We start from the raw sequence: 20,553 nt of genomic DNA, 5'->3' as shown, positions 1-20,553 counted from the left end.
ATGGCCGGCCCGGCACCCTGTCAAGGAAAAGCCCCCAATCCCGGCAATGGGTTAGCCGCCTTCCGCCGGGAATAGCGCTCGCGCCGGCGGGACCCTCAGTGGGCGAAGATGTCCGGATCCTCGTAGCCGAGGAGGTCGAACCGGGCGCGCGCGGGCAGGAAATCATAGGCAGCCCGAGCCAGCTCGATACGTCCTTCCCGGGCCAGCAGCTCGTCCAGCCTTTCGCGCAGGCGATGGAGGTGCAGCACGTCGGAAGCGGCGTATTTCAGCTGCTCCTCGCTGAGCTGAGGGGCGCCCCAGTCGGAGCTCTGCTGCTGTTTCGAGATTTCGACGCCGAGCAATTCCTTGCACAAATCCTTGAGGCCGTGGCGGTCGGTGAAGGTGCGCGTCAACTTGGCTGCGATCTTGGTGCAATAGACCGGGCGGCAGTCGATGCCGAGGTAATGCGTCAGTACGCCGAGGTCGAAGCGCGCAAAATGAAAGATCTTGAGCACCGCCGGATCTTCCAGCAGCGCCTGCAGGCGCGGCGCCCGGTGCGGCCGGTCGGGGCGGCAGAGCGGGATCTGCACCATGTGGCAGATGCCGTCGCCGGCCGACAATTGCACCAGACAGAGCCGGTCGCGCGCCGGGTTGAGGCCCATCGTCTCGGTATCGATCGCGACCGCATTGCCGAAATCGAGGCCTTCCGGCAGGTCGCCCTGGTGGAGATGGATGCTCATGGCGGGAACTCCCTCGGTAGATGCCCGGCGCGACAGGACCTGGCAACGGATGGCCGGGCTGCGCACGCCGCGCGGGCATGCCTATCGCATATCACCAAGGGGCGGGAAACCCAAACGGCTGGTAGCCAGAACGGCCAGGATGAATCCGACGGCGTTCCGTCGGATGGTGCCCAGGAGAAGACTCGAACTTCCACGGGTTGCCCCACAGGTACCTGAAACCTGCGCGTCTACCAATTTCGCCACCTGGGCAGGGGCCGAAAGCCCGCGCATTCTGTTCAGGAGCGGCGGAAAGTCAACCCCGATTGTGGCACCCATGTTGCGGTGCCGAATGGATTGCCAATCTGCCCGGAATTTCCCTATTTTAGCCGGGCAAATCAGCCCGGCGCCGCGACGCTGCGCGGTCTGGCCCGGGCACATGGCATGGCTTTTTCAGGGTGATTGGTATGGCACGCGGCTTGGTGACCGTGTTCGGCGGGTCCGGCTTCATCGGCCGGTATGTGGTGCGCAATCTGGCGCGGGCCGGCTGGCAGGTGCGGGTGGCGGTCCGCCGGCCGGACGAGGCCCTGTTCCTGAAAACCGCCGGCGATGTCGGCCAGGTGACGCCGTTTGCCGCCAATATCCGCGACGATGCCTCGGTCCGCGCCGCCGTTTCCGGCGCCGATGCGGTCATCAATCTGGTCGGCATCCTTTACGAGGGCGGGCGGCAGAAATTCGCCGCCGTGCAGGCGGAAGGGGCGGCCAGGGTCGCCGCCGCCGCCAAGGCGGCCGGCGCCCGGCGCCTGATCCAGGTCTCGGCCATCGGCGCCGATTCGCAATCCGATTCGCACTATGCCCGCAGCAAGGCGCTGGGCGAGCAGGGCGTCATCAACGCCTTCCCCGGCGCCACCATCCTGCGGCCCTCGATCGTGTTCGGGCCGGAGGACGACTTCTTCAACCGCTTCGCCAAGATGGCGATGATCTCGCCGGCGCTGCCGCTGATCGGCGGCGGGCACACCAAGTTCCAGCCGGTCTATGTGGGCGATGTTGCCGCCGCCGTCCTGCGCGTGCTGGAAGACCCGGCCACCGCCGGCAAGACCTACGAACTGGGCGGGCCGAAGGTCTACAGCTTCCGCGAACTCCTGAAGCTGATGCTGGCCGAGATCGGCCGCTGCCGCCTGCTCATTCCCGCCCCCTTCGCCCTCGCGACCCTGAAGGCGAGCGTGCTGCAATTGCTGCCGGTGCCGCCGCTCACCGTCGACCAGGTGCGTCTCCTCAAGCATGACAATGTCGTCTCGCCCCAGGCGCTGACGCTGAAGGACCTGGGGATAGCGGCGACGCCGGTGGAAACCGTGCTGCCCAGCTATCTCGACCGCTATCGCCCGCGCGGCCATTACAGCACGACACACTGACCCGTTCCGGCAACACGGAGGCTCGCATGCGTTTCCTGGTCTTCCAGCACATCGCCTGCGAGCATCCAGGCATCTTCCGCGATTTTCTGGCGGCGGACGGCATTGCCTACGACGCGGTGGAACTGGATGCCGGCGAGACCATCCCGCCGCTCGAGAACTATGACGCACTCTGGGTCATGGGCGGGCCGATGGATGTCTGGGAAGAGGACATCCATCCCTGGTTGACGGCCGAGAAGGCCGCCATCCGCGAGGCCGTCTGGCAAAGGAAGATGCCTTATTTCGGCCTCTGCCTCGGCCATCAATTGCTCGCCTGTTCCTTGGACGGCGCGGTCGGCAAGATGCGACAGGCCGAAGTCGGCATCCTCGATGTCGCCTTGACCGAGGCCGGCAAGGCGGATTCCATCATGGCGGGCCTTGCCCCCAAGCAGCAGGCACTGCAATGGCACGGCGCCGAGGTGACGAAACTGCCGCGGGAAGCGGTGGTGCTGGCCTCCTCGCCGCTCTGCGAGGTGCAGGCGATGCGGGTGGGGTCCCATGCCTATGGCCTGCAATACCATGTCGAACTTACCGCCCGCACGGTCGCCGAATGGGGCGAGGTGCCGGCCTATGCGCAGTCGCTTGATGCGGTGATGGGGCCGGGTTCGCTGCCGCGTCTCGAGAAGCAGGCGGCGGCGCTGATGCCGCAATTCAACGCGGCGGCGAAACGGCTCTACGAGAATTTCATGCAGGCGACGCTGCGCGGCGCGCGGGCGGCGCAGTAAGGTTCGGGCGCCGCCGCCGGTTCCCCCGGAGGCGACCGGCGGCAGCGCCCGATGGTAGTCGCCCCGACACGGGGGACGGCCGGCAGGAGCAGCTACCAGCGATCTGTCGCGGTGCCGCCGCCGCCGGTTCGATGCCCGGATGTGACGGCGCTCACGCCTTCTTCAGGAATTCGGTGCGCAGGACCAGGCCCTTCACCTTGTCGGCGTTGCATTCGATCTCGGCCGGGTCGCCGGTCAGGCGGATGTTCTTGATGCGCGTGCCGCGCTTCAGGGTGACGGAACTCCCCTTCACCTTGAGATCCTTGATCAGCGTGACGGAATCGCTGTCCTTGAGGATCGTGCCGTTGCTGTCCTTGACGTCTTCCATGTGGTTCCTCGAGATGTAGCGGCAAGGCGGACGTGAAGCCGTCACGTACCGCGTTGTTCAGGCGCAGCCCACCGACCAGCCGAGATAGAGCCCGACATACATCAGGATGCCGAGGCCGATGCGATAGACCACGAAGGGTGCGAAGCTGGCGCGTTTCAGCCAGTACATCATGAAGACGATGGCAAGGAAGCCGGCCACGGCCGAGAAGCCGGTCATCATCGCCGCCCGTTCGATCTGGGCCGTGTCGCCCTCCTGGAATAGCTGCAGTCCCTTGTAGAGTCCGGCCGCCGAGATGGTCGGGATCGAGAGCAGAAAGGAGAAGCGCGCCGCCTCGTGCCGCTCGTATCCCATGAAGCGCGCCATGGTCATGGTGATGCCGGAGCGACTGGTCCCGGGAATGAAGGCGAGACACTGGAAGAAGCCGATGGCGAGTGCCGAGCCTGTATTCATGTGCTCCATGCGCCGCACCGTCAGGCCGAAGCGGTCGGCCACATAGAGCAGGATGCCGAAACCGATCAGCGTGCCGGCGATGATGCGATAGTCGCGCAGGGCGTCCCCCACCCAGGTATCGAGCAGGAAACCGATGATGAGTGCCGGGACAGAGGCCACCAGCAGCAGCCAGACGAGGCGCGCACGGGGATCGCGCTTGCCCTGGGCGAGGCGGATCATGCCACCCGCCATGGAGCCGACATCGCGCCAGAAATAGACCAGCACGGCCAGCAGCGTGCCGACATGGGCGGCGACGTCGAGGGTCAACCCCTGGTCGGGCCAGCAGAACATCTGTGGCACCAGGATGAGATGGCCCGAGGAGGAGATCGGCAGGAATTCCGTGATGCCCTGGACGATGGCCAGGACCAGGATGTCGATATTGGGCAACGGCACTTCCTCAGGCAGGTGGGCCGGTCCGGCGATCTGGCCGAATGACCCAAGAGAATCAGTGCCTTGGCTTATAACATGGGTCTCGAGTCCAGCCGAATGCAGATTTAGTCCCGAAATGGTACCAAATCAGAGCCCGCGCCGGCAGATCGGCGCCTGCAAGACATCGTCAGATGATAATTTGACCATATTTAAGTCAGTATGTATGACTTAAATGCCAGTTTCCGATTGCGTGCCCGAATTCCCGCCTTATTGTTTCCGGCGCACGGACCCGCCACCGCACCGGAACGCGGCTGGCGGAAACGGGTCACCACTCACGCCCCAAAGACGGCCAAAGCGAGGTTGCCATGGCGGAAAAGCTGCTGAAATTCGTGTCGCTGGGGCGCGCCATGCCGGACAAGCGGCCGGCCGAGGAACGGACCCGCGACTTCGCCGAGATCTATGCCGATTTCGCCGCCCGTGCCGCGCAAGGCCAGGCCAGCCGCTGCTCGCAATGCGGCGTGCCCTTCTGCCAGGTGCATTGTCCGCTCAACAACAACATCCCGGACTGGCTGAAACTGACCGCCGAGGGCCGCCTCGAGGAGGCCTATGAGATTTCGGCCGCCACCAACACCTTCCCCGAGATCTGCGGCCGCATCTGCCCGCAGGACCGCCTGTGCGAAGGCAATTGCGTGATCGAGCAATCCGGCCATGGCACCGTCACCATCGGCGCCATCGAGCGCCATGTGACCGACAATGCCTTCGCGCAGGGCTGGGTGAAGCCGGTGCGGCCGGTGCGGGAATTGCCGCAATCGGTTGGCATCATCGGCGCGGGGCCGGCGGGATTGGCGGCGGGCGAGGCTTTGCGCCGCCAGGGCTACCAGGTCACCATCTACGACCGCCATGACCGCGTCGGCGGGCTGCTGATCTACGGCATCCCCAATTTCAAGCTAGAGAAGCAGGTGGTGCAGCGGCGCGAGCAGCTGCTGCGCGACGGCGGCATCAAATTCGAGCTCAATTTCGAGGTCGGGCGCGATGCCAGCCTCGATCAACTCCGCCAGCGTCATGATGCCGTCCTGATTGCCACCGGCGTCTACAAGGCGCGCGACCTCGGCGGGCCGGGCAGCGGTGCCAAGGGCATCGTCCCCGCCCTCTCCTATCTCACCGCCGCCAACCGCCACGGCCTCGGCGACCAGGTCGCGGAATTCGAGAGCGGCGAGCTTAATGCCAGGGACAAGCATGTCGTCGTCATCGGCGGCGGCGACACGGCGATGGATTGCGTACGCACCGCCGTGCGCCAGGGGGCGAAATCGGTGAAGTGCCTCTATCGCCGCGACCGCGCCAACATGCCGGGTTCGCAGCGCGAGACGCGGAATGCCGAGGAGGAGGGCGTCGAGTTCATCTGGCAATCGGCCCCTTCCGCCTTCCTCGATGACGGTGCGGGCCGTGTCCGCGCGGTGCGGGCCGAGCGCATTCATCTCGGCCTCCCCGATGCCACCGGCCGCCAGACCCCGCGCGTGATCGAGGGTTCGGCCTTCGACCTCGAGGCCGACCTCGTGGTGAAGGCGCTGGGTTTCGAGCCCGAGGATCTGCCGCAGCGCCTGAAGGCGCCGGCATTGTCGGTTACCAAGACCAATACCATCCGCGTCAACTGGCGCAGCCTCTCGACGACGATTCCCGGCGTCTTCGCGGCCGGCGACATCGTGCGCGGCGCCTCGCTGGTGGTCTGGGCGATCCGCGACGGCCGCGATGCCGCGGCGGCGATCGACACCTATTTGCAAGAGAACGCGCGCAAGGCGGCGGCGGAGTAAGAATCATGAGCCAGGAAATCGACCTCTTCCGCCGCAATGCCGCGCACCTCGCCGCGACCGGCATGTATGACCCAGCCGATGAAGGCGATGCCTGCGGCGTCGGCCTCATCGCCGCCATCGACGGCCGGCCGCGCCGCGAGATCGTCCTCATGGGCGTCGAGGCGCTGAAGGCCGTCTGGCACCGGGGGGCGGTCGATGCCGATGGCAAGACCGGCGACGGTGCGGGCATCCATGTGCAGATTCCGCACGCCTTCTTCGAGGATTTCATCCGCCGCGCGGGACAAACCCTGCAGCCCGGCAAGTTCGCCGTCGGGCAGATCTTCCTGCCGCGCACCGATCTCGGCAAGCAGGAGAGCTGCCGCGTCATCGTCGAGCAGGAAATCCTCAACGCCGGCTACACGATCTATGGCTGGCGCCAGGTACCGATCGATATCAGCGTCATCGGCGAGAAGGCCAACGCGACGCGCCCCGAGATCGAGCAGATCATGATCGCCAATGCGAGGGGTGTCTCGGAGGAGGAGTTCGAGACCGATCTCTACGTGATCCGTCGCCGCATCGAGAAGGCCGCCATCGCCGCCCAGGTGCCGGAGCTCTATATCTGCTCGCTCTCCTGCCGCTCGGTCATCTACAAGGGCATGTTCCTGGCCGAACAGCTCACCGCGTTCTATCCCGATCTCCTCGACGAGCGCTTCATCTCGAACTTCGCCATCTATCACCAGCGCTATTCGACCAACACCTTCCCGACCTGGTCGCTCGCCCAGCCCTTCCGGGTCATCGCCCATAACGGCGAAATCAACACGCTCAAGGGCAATGTCAACTGGATGGCCGCCCATGAGACGCGGCTCTATTCCGGCATCTATGGCGAACGCATGGCGGATCTCAAACCCGTCATCCAGGCGGGCGGCTCGGATTCGGCGGCGCTCGACAACGTGTTCGAGATCCTGACCACCCAGGAACGGCCGCTGCCGATGGTGAAATGCCTGCTCATTCCCGATGTCTGGGCGGGGCGGGTGACCATGCCGCAGCACATCCAGGACATGTTCTCCTACTGCAATTCGGTGATGGAGCCCTGGGACGGCCCCGCTGCCATCTGCGGCTTTGCCGGGCATTGGGCGGTGGCCGGGCTCGACCGCAACGGCCTCCGGCCCCTGCGCTACGCGGTGACCGAGGACGGGCTGCTGGTGGCCGGCTCCGAGACCGGGATGGTGCGCCTCGACGAGACGCGCCTCAGGACCAAGGGGCGCCTTGGCCCGGGCCAGATGCTGGCGGTCAATCTGGCCGAAGGGCGTCTCTACGACAACAACACGATCCTCGACCAGCTGGCGGCCACGGCCGATTTCTCGGGCTGGGTAAAGGGCATCACCGTCATCGACGACCTCATCAAGAAGAAGCGCGGCGAGCCCGCGATCTTCGAGAAGGATGATCTGCGCCGCCGTCTGGTGGCGGCCGGCCTCACCATGGAAGACATGGAGGTCGTCCTCCAGCCCATGGTCGAGGAAGCCAAGGAAGCCGTCGTCTCGATGGGTGACGACACGCCGCTGGCCGTGCTCTCCGACCAGTATCGCGGCCTGCACCAGTTCTTCCGGCAGAATTTCAGCCAGGTCACCAATCCGCCGATCGATTCCTTGCGCGAGAAGCGGGTGATGAGTCTCAAGACTCGCCTCGGCAATCTCGGCAATGTGATGGACCAGGACGAGAGCCAGTGCCGTCTGCTGCAGCTGGAAAGCCCGGTCCTCACCACCGCCGAGTTCCAGGCGATGCGCGCCTATATGGGATCGAGTGCCGCCGAGATCGATTGCACCTTCGATGTGGGTGGCGGCGATAATGCGCTGCGAGAGGCGATCCAGCTGATCCGCCGCCAGGCCGAGGATGCCGTGCGCGGCGGCGCCACGCATCTCATCCTCTCCGACGAGCAGGTGAGTGCCACCCGCGCCGCCATCCCGACGATTCTCGCGACCGGTGCCGTTCACGTGCATCTGCTGCGCCAGCAATTGCGCACCTTCACCAGTCTCAATGTGCGCTCGGGCGAGTGCCTCGACGTGCATCATTTCGCCGTCCTTATCGGCGTCGGCGCCACCACGGTCAATGCCTATGTTGCCGAGGCGGCGATCGAGGAGCGGCGCCGGCGCGGCCTCTTCGGTGACCTCACCCTCGAGCAATGCCTCGACAATTTCCGCCAGGCGGTCGACCAGGGTTTGCTTAAGGTCATGTCGAAGATGGGCATCTCGGTCATCTCCTCCTATCGCGGCGGCGCCAATTTCGAGGCGCTGGGCCTCTCCCGCACCCTGGTCGCCGAATATTTCCCGGCGATGCCGAGCCGCATTTCCGGCATCGGCATGACCGGCATCCAGCATCGCGTCGAGGAACTGCACGCCCGCGCCTGGAGCAGCGCCGTGGTGACCCTGCCGGTCGGCGGCTTCTACAAGTTCAGGAAATCCGGCGAGACCCATGCCTGGGCGCCAGACCTCATCCACACGCTGCAGCAGGCGGTGACGACGGAATCCTACCAGGCCTTCAAGCGCTATTCCGAGGCGGTCGCCAAGCTGCCGCCGGTCGCCATCCGCGACCTCCTCGACTTCGTGCCGGGCACGACGCCAATTTCCACCGACGAGGTCGAGAGCATCACGGAATTGCGCAAGCGCTTCGTGACGCCCGGCATGAGCCTGGGGGCCCTCAGCCCCGAGGCCCATGGCATGCTGAACGTCGCCATGAACCGCATCGGTGCCAAATCGGATTCCGGCGAGGGCGGCGAGGATCCCAGCCGCTTCCGGCCGCAGCCCAATGGCGACAACGCCAATTCCGCGATCAAGCAGATCGCCTCGGGCCGCTTCGGCGTCACCGCGGAATACCTCACCAATTGCCGCGAGATCGAGATCAAGGTGGCGCAAGGGGCGAAGCCCGGCGAAGGTGGTCAGTTGCCGGCCTTCAAGGTGACGCTGGAGATCGCTAGGCTCCGGCACGCGACGCCCGGCGTCTCGCTCATTTCGCCGCCACCGCATCACGACATTTATTCGATCGAGGACCTGGCGCAGCTCATTTACGACCTGAAGCAGATCAACCCGACCGCCAAGGTATGCGTGAAGCTGGTGGCCCGCTCCGGCATCGGCACCATCGCCGCCGGCGTCGCCAAGGCCAAGGCGGACGTGATCCTGGTCTCGGGCCATGTCGGCGGCACCGGCGCCTCGCCCCATACCAGCATCAAATATGCCGGCATCCCCTGGGAGATGGGCCTCGCCGAGGTACACCAGGTGCTGACATTGAACCGCTTGCGCCACCGGGTGAAGCTCAGGACCGATGGCGGCATCAAGACCGGCCGCGACGTGGTCATCGCCGCCATCCTCGGCGCCGAGGAATTCGGCATCGGCACGGCGTCGCTCGTTGCCATGGGCTGCATCATGGTGCGGCAATGCCATTCCAACACCTGCCCGGTCGGCGTCTGCAGCCAGGACCCGAAGCTCCGCGCCAAGTTTACCGGCACGCCGGAAAAGGTCGTGAATCTTTTCAGCTTCATCGCCGAGGAGGTGCGCGAGATCCTGGCGCAGCTGGGCGTGAGATCGCTGAACGAGGTGATCGGCCGCACCGAGCTCATTGAACAGGTGAGCCGCGGTGCCGCCGATCTCGACGACCTCGACCTCAACCCGATCCTGGCCCAGGCCGATCCCGGCGACGAGGCACGCTATTGCACCCTCGCCGGCCGCAACGAGGTGCCGGACACGCTGGATGCACGCATGGTCGAGGATGCCGCCGCCCTGTTCCAGGCCGGCGAGAAGATGCAGCTGCAGTACAACATCCGCAACACCTACCGCGCCATCGGCACGCGCCTTTCCTCGCACATCACCAAGCGCTTCGGCATGACGGGGCTGAAACCTGATCATTTGACCGTGCGGCTGCGCGGGAGCGCCGGCCAGTCGCTGGGCGCCTTCGCCGTGCAGGGACTGAAGCTCGAGGTTTTCGGCGATGCCAACGACTATGTCGGCAAGGGGCTGTCGGGCGGCACCATCGTGGTGCGGCCATTGCCCTCCTCGCCGCTGGAAAGCAATCGCAACACCATCATCGGCAATACCGTGCTCTATGGCGCCACCGCCGGCAAGCTGTTCGCCGCCGGCCAGGCCGGCGAGCGCTTCGCGGTCAGGAATTCCGGCGCCGATGTGGTGATCGAGGGCTGCGGCTCCAATGGCTGCGAATACATGACCGGCGGCACCGCCGCGATCCTGGGGCCTGTCGGCGACAATTTCGCCGCCGGCATGTCGGGCGGCACGGCCTTCGTCTACGATGCCGACGGCCGTTTTCCCCTGCGGGTCAATCCGGAGAGCGTACTCTGGCAGCGGCTGGAAAGTACCCATTGGGAAGGGCGCCTGCGCGCGCTCATCGAGGAGCATGCCAGGGAGACGCAGTCGAAATGGGCCGGGCGACTCCTCAATGACTGGGCGGAGGAGCGCCTGAAATTCTGGCAGGTGGTGCCGAAGGAGATGCTCGACAAGCTCGACCAGCCCCTGCAGGACCGCTCCCCGCAGGACCAGCGGGGCGCACGCAACACGGCCAAGAAGGCGCGATGAGCGCGCGCTACGGCGAGATTCCCCTGCGCTGCCGCGCCGTCGCGGCAGCACTCATTGCCGGCAGCGGCAATGAGGCCGGATTGCTGGTCCTGCGCCGCGTCGGTCCGGTCGCCGGCGGCGCCTGGGGCATCGTCACCGGCAGCATCGAGCCCGGCGAGACGGCGCCACAGGCGATCCGCCGCGAGATCCGCGAGGAGACCGGGCTGGAGATCGGGCGCCTCTACACGTCGGGACTGACCGAGAGTTTCTATTTCGGCCCCGACAACGTCATCGAACTGATGCCCATCTTCGTCGCCTTCGTGCAGGAGCGGCGCGAGATCACGCTGGATCACGGCAGCGATGACTTCCGCTGGTGCGGCCGCGACGAGGCGCTCACCCTGCTGCATTTCGCCGGGCAGCGGCGCGCGATTCTCGACATCTGGCATGATTTCGTCGACCGCGGCCCCGACCCCTTTCGCGAGGTCGTCTAGCGATGGATGCCGATATCCTGCACGCACCCGTCATCATCATCCCGGGCCTCGGCAATTCCGGCCCGGCGCATTGGCAGCGCCTGTGGCAGGTGCGTCTCGGCCCGGTGGCACGGGCCGTCGAGCAGGCTGATTGGGACAGGCCCGACCGCGCCGGCTGGATCGCCGCCCTCGACGCCGCGATCGCGACCGCGGACAACCCGCCGGTACTGGCGGCGCATTCGCTCTCCTGCGCGCTGGTGGCGCATTGGGCGGGACTGCACCGGCGCGACATCGCTGGCGCCCTGCTGGTGGCGCCGGCCGACACGGATTCGGATTCGCACACCCCGCCGGAGGCCCATGTCTTCCGGCCGATGCCGCAGCGGCGCCTGTTCTTCCCCAGCATCGTGGTCGCCAGCCGCGACGACCCCTATGTCGCGCTTGGCCGTGCCGAAGCCTTCGCCCGCGCCTGGGGCAGCGAGTTTGTCGATATCGGCCCCGCCGGCCACATCAACAGCGAAACCGGCTTCGGCCCGTGGCCCCTGGGCGAGGTGCTGCTGGAGCGCCTGCGCCGCCACGTGGTCGCGCCGGCGACGCAGGGTCTCTAGGCATACGGGCCACCGGCCGTCACGTCCCCGCGATCCGCAGCAGGGCGCGGCCGCCATCTGCCAGGCGCGAGGCGGGGTCGGCCAGATTCACCACATGGGCGATCTTCCAGGGCCGGCCCGGACTGGTGGCCGAGCGGCGCAGGGTATAGCGGCGCGGCACGCTCACCATGGCGACATCGCGCCGGTCGGCGAGGGTCCAGACGACCCGCGCCGTCGCAAAATCCGCCGCCACCGATTCCAGTTCCAGCGCGGTGATGCTGGCGGCGACGATGCCGTGCTGGCGATAGCCGGCAAAGCGGCCGAGCAGCGCCTGGCGCAATTCGCCGCGCGCCGAAAAGGCCGTGCTGCCGGAAGCGGTCGAGATCAGGCAGGGGAGATCATAGATCGCCGCCACCGCCTCGGCATCGAGGTCGAGGCAGGCGGCATCATATGCCTTGAAGAGGCGCTGCAATTCGGCGCGCGCATCCTCGCTGAGCGGGCGCTCGGCGAACGGCCGCGGCGCCTGGGGACGCGCGTTGTGGCGCGTTCGGTCTGGGGAGAGCATGTTCAGCATGGGTCGAAATCCTGGGCAAATCTTCTGGCGATCTGCGCGGCGCCGCCCCTTGCGGGAGCCTGCCCGGTCGGGTTCCTGGACCCGAACTCGAGGCAAAGAAAGCTGGAATGGCGGTCGGCGCGCGGCGTGAAGCCCGGCCTGAACAGGTCAGGCCGGGTTGCTAATTCGCGACCCGGATACGTGCGCCGTGGCGGCGGTATGCTTGCGCCTGGACATAGATGTCACTCTAGCGCGGCGACGGCCATGGTCAAGCCCGGTCGTCCATGCGCTGACGGGCGGCTGGGTTGCAGCGGCGGCGGGGCTTCGCCTATCTTCCCTCGCCCGCCGCGCATCAGGACCGCGCCGGCCCTTGACCAATGGATTGGATCGCATGCTGCCCGCCATTCCCTTTCATTTCGTGCGCCACGGCGAGACCGACTGGAATCGGGAGGGTCGCTTCCAGGGCCGCAGCGACATTCCCCTCAACAGCCGGGGCGAGGCCCAGGCGACGGCGCTGGCGCCGCGGCTCGGCGCCTATCGCTTCCGCAGAATCGTCGCCTCGCCCCTTGCCCGCGCGCGGCGCACGGCCGAGATCCTCAATGCTGGGCTCGGCCTGCCCATCCGTTTCGACGATGCCCTGATGGAGTTTGACGTCGGGCCCTACGCCGGCCTCACCGAGAATGCGTGGCTCGGCGCCTGGCGCCGCGGCCAGGCGGTGTCGGGGGTGGAAAGCCTCGACGCCTTCGCCAAGCGGGTAGCCCAGGGCATCGCCCGGGCGCTGCAACCGGCCGAGGCGATGCGAGGGCAAGAACCGGTCCTGATCGTCGCCCATGGCGGTCTGGTCTGGGCGCTGGAGCATCTTCTCGGCTTGCCCTCAGCCCTCGACATCCGCAATACCGCGCTGGCCCATTTCCGGCCGCCGATGGGGGCGGGAAACTGGCGTATCGACATTCTGTTCGAGCCGGCCTGAGCGCGCACGGGCGGATGGCGCGATGATCGGCACCGATCTCCTCGCAAGTTTTCCTCTGCTGGCTGATGCCGATGCCGCAACGGTCGCGCGCATTGCGGCCGCGGCCCGCCCCATCGCAGCACCCGCCGGCACCATCCTCGCGAGGCCGGGCGAGGCGCTGCCGCATTTCGTGCTGCTGACCCGGGGCGTCGTCCGCGTCAGTGGGATAAGCGAAGGCGGCCGCGAGATCGTGCTCTACCGGGTCGGGCCCGGTGAGACCTGCGTGCTCTCCAGCGCCTGCCTGCTGGGCCAGACGGCCCTGTCGGCCGAACTGGTGGCGGAGAGTGACGTCGCGGGGTTTGCCCTGCCCGACGCGACCTTCCAGGAACTGGTGGCCGGCGCCCCCGCCTTTCGCCGCCTGGTCTTCGCCAATTTCGCCGAGCGCCTGCGCGAGATCGTAGCGCTGCTGGAGGACATCGCCTTCCAGCGCATCGACCGGCGCCTCGCCGCCTTTCTCACGCAACGATCCGGCGCCCCGCTTTCCCTCACCCATCAGGCAATCGCCACCGAACTCGGCACCGCCCGCGAGGTGGTCAGCCGGCAGCTGAAGGAGTTCGAGCGGCGCGGCTGGCTGCGCCTTGGCCGCGGCACGATCGAGCTGGTGGACCGCCCAGCCCTGGCGCAATTGGCTGCGGGTTGACGCAGCAAGCGCCAGGGTGACCAAGTTCCAGGGTGACCAAGTCCCAGGGTGATCAAGTCCCAGGGTGATCAAGTCACTGAGCGCTTGCCGCGCTGCGGCTAGATTAGGCTGCAAAGCGTTCAATCAATTGGAGGGTGCCATGGGAAAAAATGTCGGTAACGTTGACCGGATTCTCCGGGTGGTGGTGGGCCTGGTGCTGATCGCCCTGGTCTTTGTCGGTCCGCAGACGCCCTGGGGCTGGATCGGCATCGTGCCGCTGGCGACGGCGCTCGTCGGCTTCTGCCCGGCCTATCGGCTCATCGGCATCAATACCTGCGGCCTGAAGCGATAGCTGGGCTCAGATAGGCGGCCGATCAGCCTGACTTCCGCCACCGGGATGTGATTCCGCTGGAAGCCGGGGCTTGTGGCCGGCTTGCGGCAAGGTCACCATGACGGGTGATCCCGAGTCGCATGCCGGTCCGCTTGCCCCGATGAATGCCCAGACGCCCAAGGTGCTGAACAAGCTGACGCTCAACGCCGGGGCGTTGAAGCGGCTGGCGGAACTGCACCGCAACTGGCGCCTCGGGCGGGCCCAGGGCCAGCGCCTGATGCTCAGAGAATGCAATCTGGCGCGGCTCGATCTCAGCCTGATGGATTTCACCGATGCCTATCTGGTGCGCTGCAATCTCGAGCGTGCCAATCTGCGCGGCACCAATTTCCGCGGCGCCATCCTGACCGGCTCGGTCTTCGACGAGGCCGACATGACCGGGGCGAATTTCGAACGCGCCGACATGCGCGGTGCCGTCTTCCACGGCACCGACCTCACCCGCTCCTCGCTCTCCGCCGCCGATTTGCGGCAGGGTCCGGAGAAGGAGACGGAATGGGAGGAGGCGCCGGCCTGCCGCTTCCGCGGCGCGAAGCTGGCCCAGACCAAGTTCAAGGATGCGCGGCTGGTCAGCGTCGATTTCTCCGGCGCCTATATGCTGGAGACGGATTTCTCCGGCGCCGATCTCAGAAAATGCAATTTCGCCGCCGCCGATCTGCAGGCGATCCGCCTCAACAACGCCGAATTGGAAGGCTCCGATTTCAGCCATGCGGTCGTCGACCAGGCGACGCGCGACCAGGTGCGGGCGGCGCAATTACCGGTGGGCTCGGCGCCGCGCATCAGCGATGACGAAATGGACGAGCGCCTCGGCCAGCATGCGCGCTGGGTCGATTCACTGGGCCGCACCGGCAGGCGCCTCGAACTCGAAGGCTTCGATCTTTCCGGTCTCGATCTCTCCAGCCGCAACCTCGCCGCCGCCCGTCTCGTCGGCTGCCGCCTGACGCGCACCAAGCTGAAGCGCGCCTGGCTGCTCGCCACCGATCTCAAGGGCGCCAACCTGACCGAGGCCGATGTCAGCGGCGCCGACATGCGCGGCGCCGATCTCTCCGACGCGCATCAGCGCGGACTGGAAATCGCGGACACCAAGACCGGCGAGATCCCGGGATTGGGGCTGCGGACGAAGGGACTGCGGCGGTAGTACTGCCTTCGTCAGCCCAAGTGTATTGTCATGGCCCGCTTTAGGCGGGCCATCCACGAGTAGGCCGGCAACTGACGAAAACAACGCGTGGATCCCCCGGCCAAGCCGGGGGATGACAACAAGGGGATAGGCGCCGCACAATCGGACAGCGCTTAGTCATGATTGGCCTCGCCGCGCCTCAGCGCCGCTCCACCATCAGCTTCTTGATCTCGCCGATGGCCTTGGCCGGGTTTAATCCCTTGGGGCAGGTCTTGGTGCAGTTCATGATGGTGTGGCAGCGATAGAGGCGGAACGGGTCTTCGAGCGCATCCAGCCTTTCGCCGGTCGCCTCGTCGCGGCTGTCCGCGATGAAGCGATAGGCCTGCAGCAGGATGGCGGGGCCCAGATACCGATCGCCGTTCCACCAATAGCTGGGGCAGGAGGTCGAGCAGGAGAAGCAAAGGATGCATTCCCAGAGGCCGTCCAGCTTGGCGCGCTCCTCCGGCGTCTGCAGCCGCTCGCGCGTCTGCGGCGGCGTGTCCGATTTCAGCCAGGGCTCGATCGTCTCGTACTGCGCGAAGATGTGGGTGAGGTCGGGGACCAGATCCTTCACCACCGGCATGTGCGGCAGCGGATAGATCTTCACATCGCCCTTCACCTCCGCGATGAACTTGGTGCAGGCCAGCGTGTTGGTGCCGTCGATATTCATGGCGCACGACCCGCACACACCCTCGCGGCAGGAGCGGCGGAAGGTGAGGGTCGAATCGATCTCGTTCTTGATCTTGATGATGGCGTCCAGGATCATCGGCCCGCAGGTATCCAGATCGACCTCGTAAGTGTCGATGCGGGGATTGGCCCCGGTATCCGGGTCCCAGCGATAGATCCTGAAGTTCCGGATGTTCTTCGCCCCTGCGGCCGCCTTCCAGGTCTTGCCGGTCACGGGTTTCGAATTTGCTGGCAGTGTCAGTTCGGCCATTTTTGCGGTCCTTAGTACACGCGGGCTTTGGGCGGGAAGACCTGGACGTCGTTGGAGAGCGTCGTCATGTGGACCGGGCGGTAGTCGAGCGTCACCTTGCCCGCCTCGTCGATCCACGAGATCGTGTGCTTCATCCATTTCTCGTCATTGCGCTCGGGGAAGTCCTCGCGCGCCTGAGCGCCGCGGCTCTCCTCGCGATTGAGCGCGGATTCGATCGAGACCAGGGCCTGGTACATGAGGTTGTCGAGTTCCAGCGTCTCGACCAGATCGCTGTTCCAGATCAGCGAGCGGTCTTCGACCTTCACGCGCTGGCGCTGGCCGAAGACATCGCGGATCTTGTCGACGCCTTCCTTGAGGGTCTTCCCCGTGCGATAGACCGCGCAATCGTTCTGCATGATCTTCTGCATGTCGAGGCGCAGCTTGGCCGTCGGGATATCGCCCTTGGCATGGCGCAGGCGGTCGAAGCGCTCGAGCGCGAATTCGCCCGCCCCCTTTGGCAGGTTGCGGTGCTTCTCGCCCGATTTCACGATCTCGGCGGCGCGGATGGCAGCCGAGCGGCCGAAGACGACGAGGTCGAGCAGCGAATTGGACCCTAAGCGATTGGCGCCATGGACCGAGACGCAGGCCGCCTCGCCGATCGCCATCAGGCCCGGCACCACGGCATCGGGATTGCCGTCCTTCTTGGTGACGACCTCGGTGCGATAGTTCGTCGGCACGCCGCCCATGTTGTAATGGCAGGTGGGAAGAACCGGGATGGGTTCGCGCGTCACATCGACGCCGGCGAAGATTCGCGCCGTCTCGGCAATGCCGGGCAGGCGCTCATGGATGATCTTCGGGTCGAGATGCTCGATATGGAGATGGATGTGGTCCTTGTGCTGGCCGACACCGCGGCCCTCGCGGATTTCCATGGTCATGGCGCGGGAGACGACATCGCGCGAAGCGAGGTCCTTCGCCGACGGCGCATAGCGTTCCATGAAGCGCTCGCCCGCGGAATTGGTCAGGTATCCGCCCTCGCCGCGCACACCCTCGGTGATGAGGCAGCCGGCGCCATAGATGCCGGTCGGGTGGAACTGGATGAATTCCATGTCCTGCAGCGGCAGGCCGGCGCGCAAGGCCATGGCATTGCCGTCGCCGGTGCAGGTATGAGCCGAAGTCGCCGAGAAGAAGACGCGGCCATAGCCGCCGGTCGCCAGCACCACGAGCTTGGCGTGGAAGCGGTGGATAGTACCGTCATCGAGGTTCCAGGCGACCACGCCGACGCAGGCGCCCTCCTCGTCCATGATGAGGTCGAGGGCGAAATATTCGACGAAGAACTCGGCGCGGTGCTTCAAGGCCTGCTGGTAGAGCGTGTGCAGGATGGCATGGCCGGTGCGGTCGGCGGCGGCGCAGGTGCGCTGCGCGATCCCCTTGCCGTATTCGGTGGTCATGCCGCCGAAGGGGCGCTGGTAGATCTTGCCGGCCTCGGTGCGGCTGAAGGGCACGCCGTAATGCTCAAGCTCGATGATGGCGGGTACCGCCTCGCGGCACATGTATTCGATGGCGTCCTGGTCGCCCAGCCAGTCCGAGCCCTTGACGGTGTCGTACATGTGCCAGCGCCAATCGTCCGGGCCCATATTGCCGAGCGAGGCCGAGATGCCGCCCTGGGCCGCGACGGTGTGGGAGCGGGTTGGATAGACCTTGGAGATGCAGGCCGTTTTCAGGCCTTTCTCCGCCATGCCGAAGGTGGCGCGCAGCCCCGCCCCGCCGGCCCCGACCACCACCACGTCATAGACATGGTCGATGAAGGGATAGGCCTGGCCGTTGATCTTCGGGGAAGCCTCGGTGGCGCTGTTGCTGGTGGTGTCAGCCATGATGGGTCACTCTATGAATTGTACGCGTCAGCCGGCGAAGGCGATCACCAGCAGCGAGACGATGGCGGCGGCGGCAAGGCCGAAACCGGCGAATTGCAGGCCGACCAGGAGGACGAGTTTGAGCGCCTTGCCGTGGATGTAATCCTCGATCACCACCTGCAGGCCCAGCACCGCGTGATAGAAGACGGCGAGGATGGTGAGGCTGAGGGCACCCACGGTGAAGGGCTGCGACAGCCATTGGCTGACTGCCGCGTAATCGGCGCCGGCCATGCACACCACCGAGGCCACGAACCAGAGGCTCAAGGGGATGAGGGCGAGTGCCGTCAGGCGCTGCGCCCACCAATGGTGCAGGCCCTCATGGGCGGAACCGAGGCCGCGGGCGCGGCCGAGATGCGAGCGGAGCGCGTTCTCGTCGCGGCCGGCCATCACAGCACCCCCATCTGGAAATAGGCATAGACCCAGGCGGCGATGGTGAGGAGACCCGTGCCAATAAGGACGGCATAGCCGGAGCGATAGGCCGCCGGCAGCTCGAAACCGAAACCGGCATCCCAGGCGAGGTGCCGGATGCCATTGAGCAGATGATAGAAGAAGGCGACCGACCAGCCGAACAGCAGCAGGCGGCCGATGACGCTGCCGTTGAAATCCTGCAGCGCGTCGAAGGCCGCCATGCCCTGCGCCGCCGCCACCAGCCAGCAGACCAGATAGAGCAGGCCGAGCCCGAGCGCTATGCCGGAAAAGCGGTGAAGGATCGAGGTAATCGAGGTGAGCTGCGGCTTGTAGACCTGCAGATGCGGGCTTAGGGGCCTTGAGTGGCGCCGGGCTCCGCTGGACTGGCTTTCGGCCATGATGTTTCCCGTCCGAATCGCCTGCGCGGCCGGGCCCCGCAGGTTTTCGCCCGCGATCATCCCCCCGGCGTCACGCAGTTGGGTTGCCTCGGGGGCGCGGCGCCCCCTTGGGTAAGTCACTGCGGTATTACGCTGCAGAACGGTGGTCGGGTCAGGTTCCGGACCGCCGGGCGAGCGCCGGCGGGGGAGCGCGTGGCCTGCCGCAATGCAGCAGAAAACGCGATCTTGATACCTAATGGTTACCTTAAGGTCAACGAAACAGCGACAAGGAGCGACATTTTATTGCGCGGGAGCGGCAGGGATCGCATGGGTCGTGCTTCGTCAGCCGCCCCGCCATTATTCCTGTCATCCCCCGGCTTGGCCGGGGGATCCACGAGTTCACTTCATCAATTGCCGGCAAACTCGTGGATGGCCCGACTAAATCGGGCCATGACAATGAAAGAAATCATAAAGGGCTGTATTTACCCCCGCCGCTTCATCAGCACGGTGTAGTCGAGGTCGAGCACCACGTTCTCCGGATACTTCCCGGCCGCGTCCGGCCCGGGGAAGTCATGGCAGGGCCGGTCCTTGGTGGCGATGGTGCGGAGGCGCAGGGCCCCCACATCGCGCCGGTCGGGAAGCTCCGCCTTTTCCAGCACTTCCGACCAGGCATAGATGGTGTCGCCGGCGAAGCTGGGGTTCACATGGCGCCCGCCATTGATGGCGGCGATCTTGAAGGCATTGGCGAGGCCGTTGCAGGAAAGCGCGCGGGCGAGGCTGATGATATGGCCGCCATAGATAAGGCGCCGGCCGAACCGCCCCTGGCCTTCCGTATGCTGGTTGAAATGCACCTTGGCATTGTTCTGGTAGAGCCGCGTCGCCGTCATGTGGTCGGATTCCTCCAGCGTCATGCCGTCGACATGGTCGATCTTCTCGCCCAATGCATAGTCCTCCCAGAGATGGGGCGAGCCGCCGAGCACCAGGTCGTAGCCCGAGAGGTCGAGATCGAGCGGCACGTCGAGATCGGCATAGGCGACCTTGTCGGGGAGCTGCGGCACCAGTGGATCGGGGGCAGGTGCCGCCTTGTCGCGCTTGCGCACCATCACCCAGCGCACGTAATCCAGCACCACCTCTTCGGCCTGGTTCGTCCCCACAGTGTGCACGTAGACGACGCCCGTCTCGCGGTTGGAGTTTTCCTTGAGTCCGATCACGGTCGAGCGCGCGGTGATGGAATCGCCGGGGAAAAGCGGCACGCCGAAGCGGCCGGCGGCATAGCCCAGATTGGCGACGGCATTCAGCGAGATGTCTGCGACCGTGCGACCGAACACCATGTGGAAGGCCAGCAGATCGTCGATCGGCGCCCCGGGCAGGCCGACACTCTGCGCAAAAGAATCGGCGGAAGGCAGCGCGAAACGCGATCCGGTGAGGCCGATATAGAGCGCCACATCGCCCTCCGTCACCGTGCGTGGCACGGCGTGCTGAATCTCCTGCCCCAGTCTGAAATCCTCGAAGAAATTGCCCGGATTGGTTTTCGGCCCGTTCATCCAACAATGCTCCCTGCGCCAGTCGCGGGCAGGATATGACACAGGCGGCAACAGCGCGCAATTGTGAGGCAACAATTGCAGGGCTGATGCCATGCGCGCCGTGCATTCGGTGGTCCCGCCACCGCAGCTTGCGCAGCCGGATCGGCCGCGACACTCTGCCAGCCATCGGATCGGCGAGAAGCGAGG

General features: G+C 66.0%; 19 protein-coding genes and 1 tRNA gene. 10 read left to right on the top strand and 10 right to left on the bottom strand.

Annotation, left to right across the window (positions count from 1 at the left end):
- Positions 1 to 95: 95 nt before the first annotated feature.
- Together A8950_RS09585 and A8950_RS09580 are read right to left on the bottom strand one after the other, a co-directional pair.
- Entirely contained in the window at positions 96 to 719 is a 624-nt protein-coding gene (locus A8950_RS09585) for a ribonuclease D (RefSeq protein WP_133613432.1), read from the bottom strand.
- A 164-nt stretch (positions 720 to 883) separates the two neighbouring features.
- Positions 884 to 968 (bottom strand) — tRNA-Leu (locus A8950_RS09580).
- A 194-nt stretch (positions 969 to 1,162) separates the two neighbouring features.
- Between A8950_RS09580 and A8950_RS09575 the strand changes: the two genes are divergently transcribed.
- On the top strand, positions 1,163 to 2,107 hold the full coding sequence (locus A8950_RS09575; RefSeq protein WP_133613431.1) for a complex I NDUFA9 subunit family protein: 945 nt from the start codon (positions 1,163 to 1,165) through the stop codon (positions 2,105 to 2,107).
- 26 nt (positions 2,108 to 2,133) lie between these two features.
- Entirely contained in the window at positions 2,134 to 2,868 is a 735-nt protein-coding gene (locus A8950_RS09570) for a type 1 glutamine amidotransferase (protein WP_133613430.1), read from the top strand.
- A gap of 151 nt (positions 2,869 to 3,019) precedes the next feature.
- On the opposite strand, the gene A8950_RS09565 is transcribed toward A8950_RS09570, so the two are convergent.
- Positions 3,020 to 3,235, bottom strand: coding sequence for an alkylphosphonate utilization protein (locus A8950_RS09565; RefSeq protein WP_133613429.1), 216 nt, complete (start codon positions 3,233 to 3,235; stop codon positions 3,020 to 3,022).
- A gap of 57 nt (positions 3,236 to 3,292) precedes the next feature.
- Positions 3,293 to 4,111, bottom strand: coding sequence for an undecaprenyl-diphosphate phosphatase (locus A8950_RS09560; RefSeq protein WP_133613428.1), 819 nt, complete (start codon positions 4,109 to 4,111; stop codon positions 3,293 to 3,295).
- Positions 4,112 to 4,458: 347 nt separating this feature from the next.
- Between A8950_RS09560 and A8950_RS09555 the strand changes: the two genes are divergently transcribed.
- The 4 genes from A8950_RS09555 to A8950_RS09540 are packed head-to-tail and all read left to right on the top strand — an operon-like array spanning position 4,459 to position 11,511.
- Positions 4,459 to 5,901 (top strand): NAD(P)-dependent oxidoreductase, encoded by a 1,443-nt coding sequence (locus A8950_RS09555; protein ID WP_133613427.1) that lies wholly within the window; start codon positions 4,459 to 4,461, stop codon positions 5,899 to 5,901.
- Positions 5,902 to 5,906: 5 nt separating this feature from the next.
- Complete coding sequence (gene gltB, locus A8950_RS09550; RefSeq protein ID WP_133613426.1) at positions 5,907 to 10,457, top strand: glutamate synthase large subunit; 4,551 nt, start codon at positions 5,907 to 5,909, stop codon at positions 10,455 to 10,457.
- Positions 10,454 to 10,927, top strand: coding sequence for an NUDIX hydrolase (locus tag A8950_RS09545; RefSeq protein WP_133613425.1), 474 nt, complete (start codon positions 10,454 to 10,456; stop codon positions 10,925 to 10,927). Before gltB ends, A8950_RS09545 begins: the two co-directional genes overlap by 4 nt.
- A 2-nt stretch (positions 10,928 to 10,929) precedes the next feature.
- Positions 10,930 to 11,511: an RBBP9/YdeN family alpha/beta hydrolase gene (locus A8950_RS09540; protein ID WP_133613424.1), complete on the top strand. Its 582-nt coding sequence runs from the start codon at positions 10,930 to 10,932 to the stop codon at positions 11,509 to 11,511.
- A gap of 19 nt (positions 11,512 to 11,530) precedes the next feature.
- On the opposite strand, the gene A8950_RS09535 is transcribed toward A8950_RS09540, so the two are convergent.
- Positions 11,531 to 12,064, bottom strand: a complete 534-nt coding sequence (locus tag A8950_RS09535; protein WP_133613423.1) for a hypothetical protein — start codon at positions 12,062 to 12,064, stop codon at positions 11,531 to 11,533.
- Between the two features lie 370 nt (positions 12,065 to 12,434).
- Between A8950_RS09535 and A8950_RS09530 the strand changes: the two genes are divergently transcribed.
- The 4 genes from A8950_RS09530 to A8950_RS09515 all read left to right on the top strand — a co-directional run bounded on the left by A8950_RS09530 (position 12,435) and on the right by A8950_RS09515 (position 15,194).
- The gene (locus A8950_RS09530) at positions 12,435 to 13,013 is read left to right on the top strand and encodes a histidine phosphatase family protein (RefSeq protein ID WP_133613422.1); all 579 of its coding nucleotides are present in this window, start codon (positions 12,435 to 12,437) and stop codon (positions 13,011 to 13,013) included.
- A 22-nt stretch (positions 13,014 to 13,035) separates the two neighbouring features.
- The gene (locus tag A8950_RS09525) at positions 13,036 to 13,692 is read left to right on the top strand and encodes a Crp/Fnr family transcriptional regulator (protein ID WP_133613421.1); all 657 of its coding nucleotides are present in this window, start codon (positions 13,036 to 13,038) and stop codon (positions 13,690 to 13,692) included.
- Positions 13,693 to 13,831: 139 nt separating this feature from the next.
- Positions 13,832 to 14,023, top strand: coding sequence for a YgaP family membrane protein (locus A8950_RS09520; protein WP_133613420.1), 192 nt, complete (start codon positions 13,832 to 13,834; stop codon positions 14,021 to 14,023).
- A 97-nt stretch (positions 14,024 to 14,120) separates the two neighbouring features.
- Positions 14,121 to 15,194 (top strand): pentapeptide repeat-containing protein, encoded by a 1,074-nt coding sequence (locus A8950_RS09515; RefSeq protein WP_133613419.1) that lies wholly within the window; start codon positions 14,121 to 14,123, stop codon positions 15,192 to 15,194.
- 178 nt (positions 15,195 to 15,372) lie between these two features.
- On the opposite strand, the gene A8950_RS09510 is transcribed toward A8950_RS09515, so the two are convergent.
- From A8950_RS09510 to A8950_RS09490, 5 genes are all read right to left on the bottom strand, one after another.
- Positions 15,373 to 16,149: a succinate dehydrogenase iron-sulfur subunit gene (locus tag A8950_RS09510; RefSeq protein ID WP_133613418.1), complete on the bottom strand. Its 777-nt coding sequence runs from the start codon at positions 16,147 to 16,149 to the stop codon at positions 15,373 to 15,375.
- An 11-nt stretch (positions 16,150 to 16,160) separates the two neighbouring features.
- Positions 16,161 to 17,999, bottom strand: coding sequence for a succinate dehydrogenase flavoprotein subunit (gene sdhA / locus A8950_RS09505; protein WP_133613417.1), 1,839 nt, complete (start codon positions 17,997 to 17,999; stop codon positions 16,161 to 16,163).
- Between the two features lie 27 nt (positions 18,000 to 18,026).
- The gene (sdhD, locus tag A8950_RS09500) at positions 18,027 to 18,425 is read right to left on the bottom strand and encodes a succinate dehydrogenase, hydrophobic membrane anchor protein (protein ID WP_133613416.1); all 399 of its coding nucleotides are present in this window, start codon (positions 18,423 to 18,425) and stop codon (positions 18,027 to 18,029) included.
- Complete coding sequence (gene sdhC / locus A8950_RS09495) at positions 18,425 to 18,844, bottom strand: succinate dehydrogenase, cytochrome b556 subunit (protein WP_133613415.1); 420 nt, start codon at positions 18,842 to 18,844, stop codon at positions 18,425 to 18,427. The genes sdhD and sdhC overlap by 1 nt, the downstream gene beginning before the upstream one ends.
- Before the next feature lie 461 nt (positions 18,845 to 19,305).
- The gene (locus A8950_RS09490) at positions 19,306 to 20,367 is read right to left on the bottom strand and encodes a MaoC family dehydratase (protein ID WP_133613414.1); all 1,062 of its coding nucleotides are present in this window, start codon (positions 20,365 to 20,367) and stop codon (positions 19,306 to 19,308) included.
- Positions 20,368 to 20,553: the final 186 nt, after the last annotated feature.

Source organism: Dongia mobilis, assembly GCF_004363235.1.
GTDB lineage: Bacteria > Pseudomonadota > Alphaproteobacteria > Dongiales > Dongiaceae > Dongia > Dongia mobilis.
This window is presented reverse-complemented; position numbering and strand designations above follow the sequence as displayed.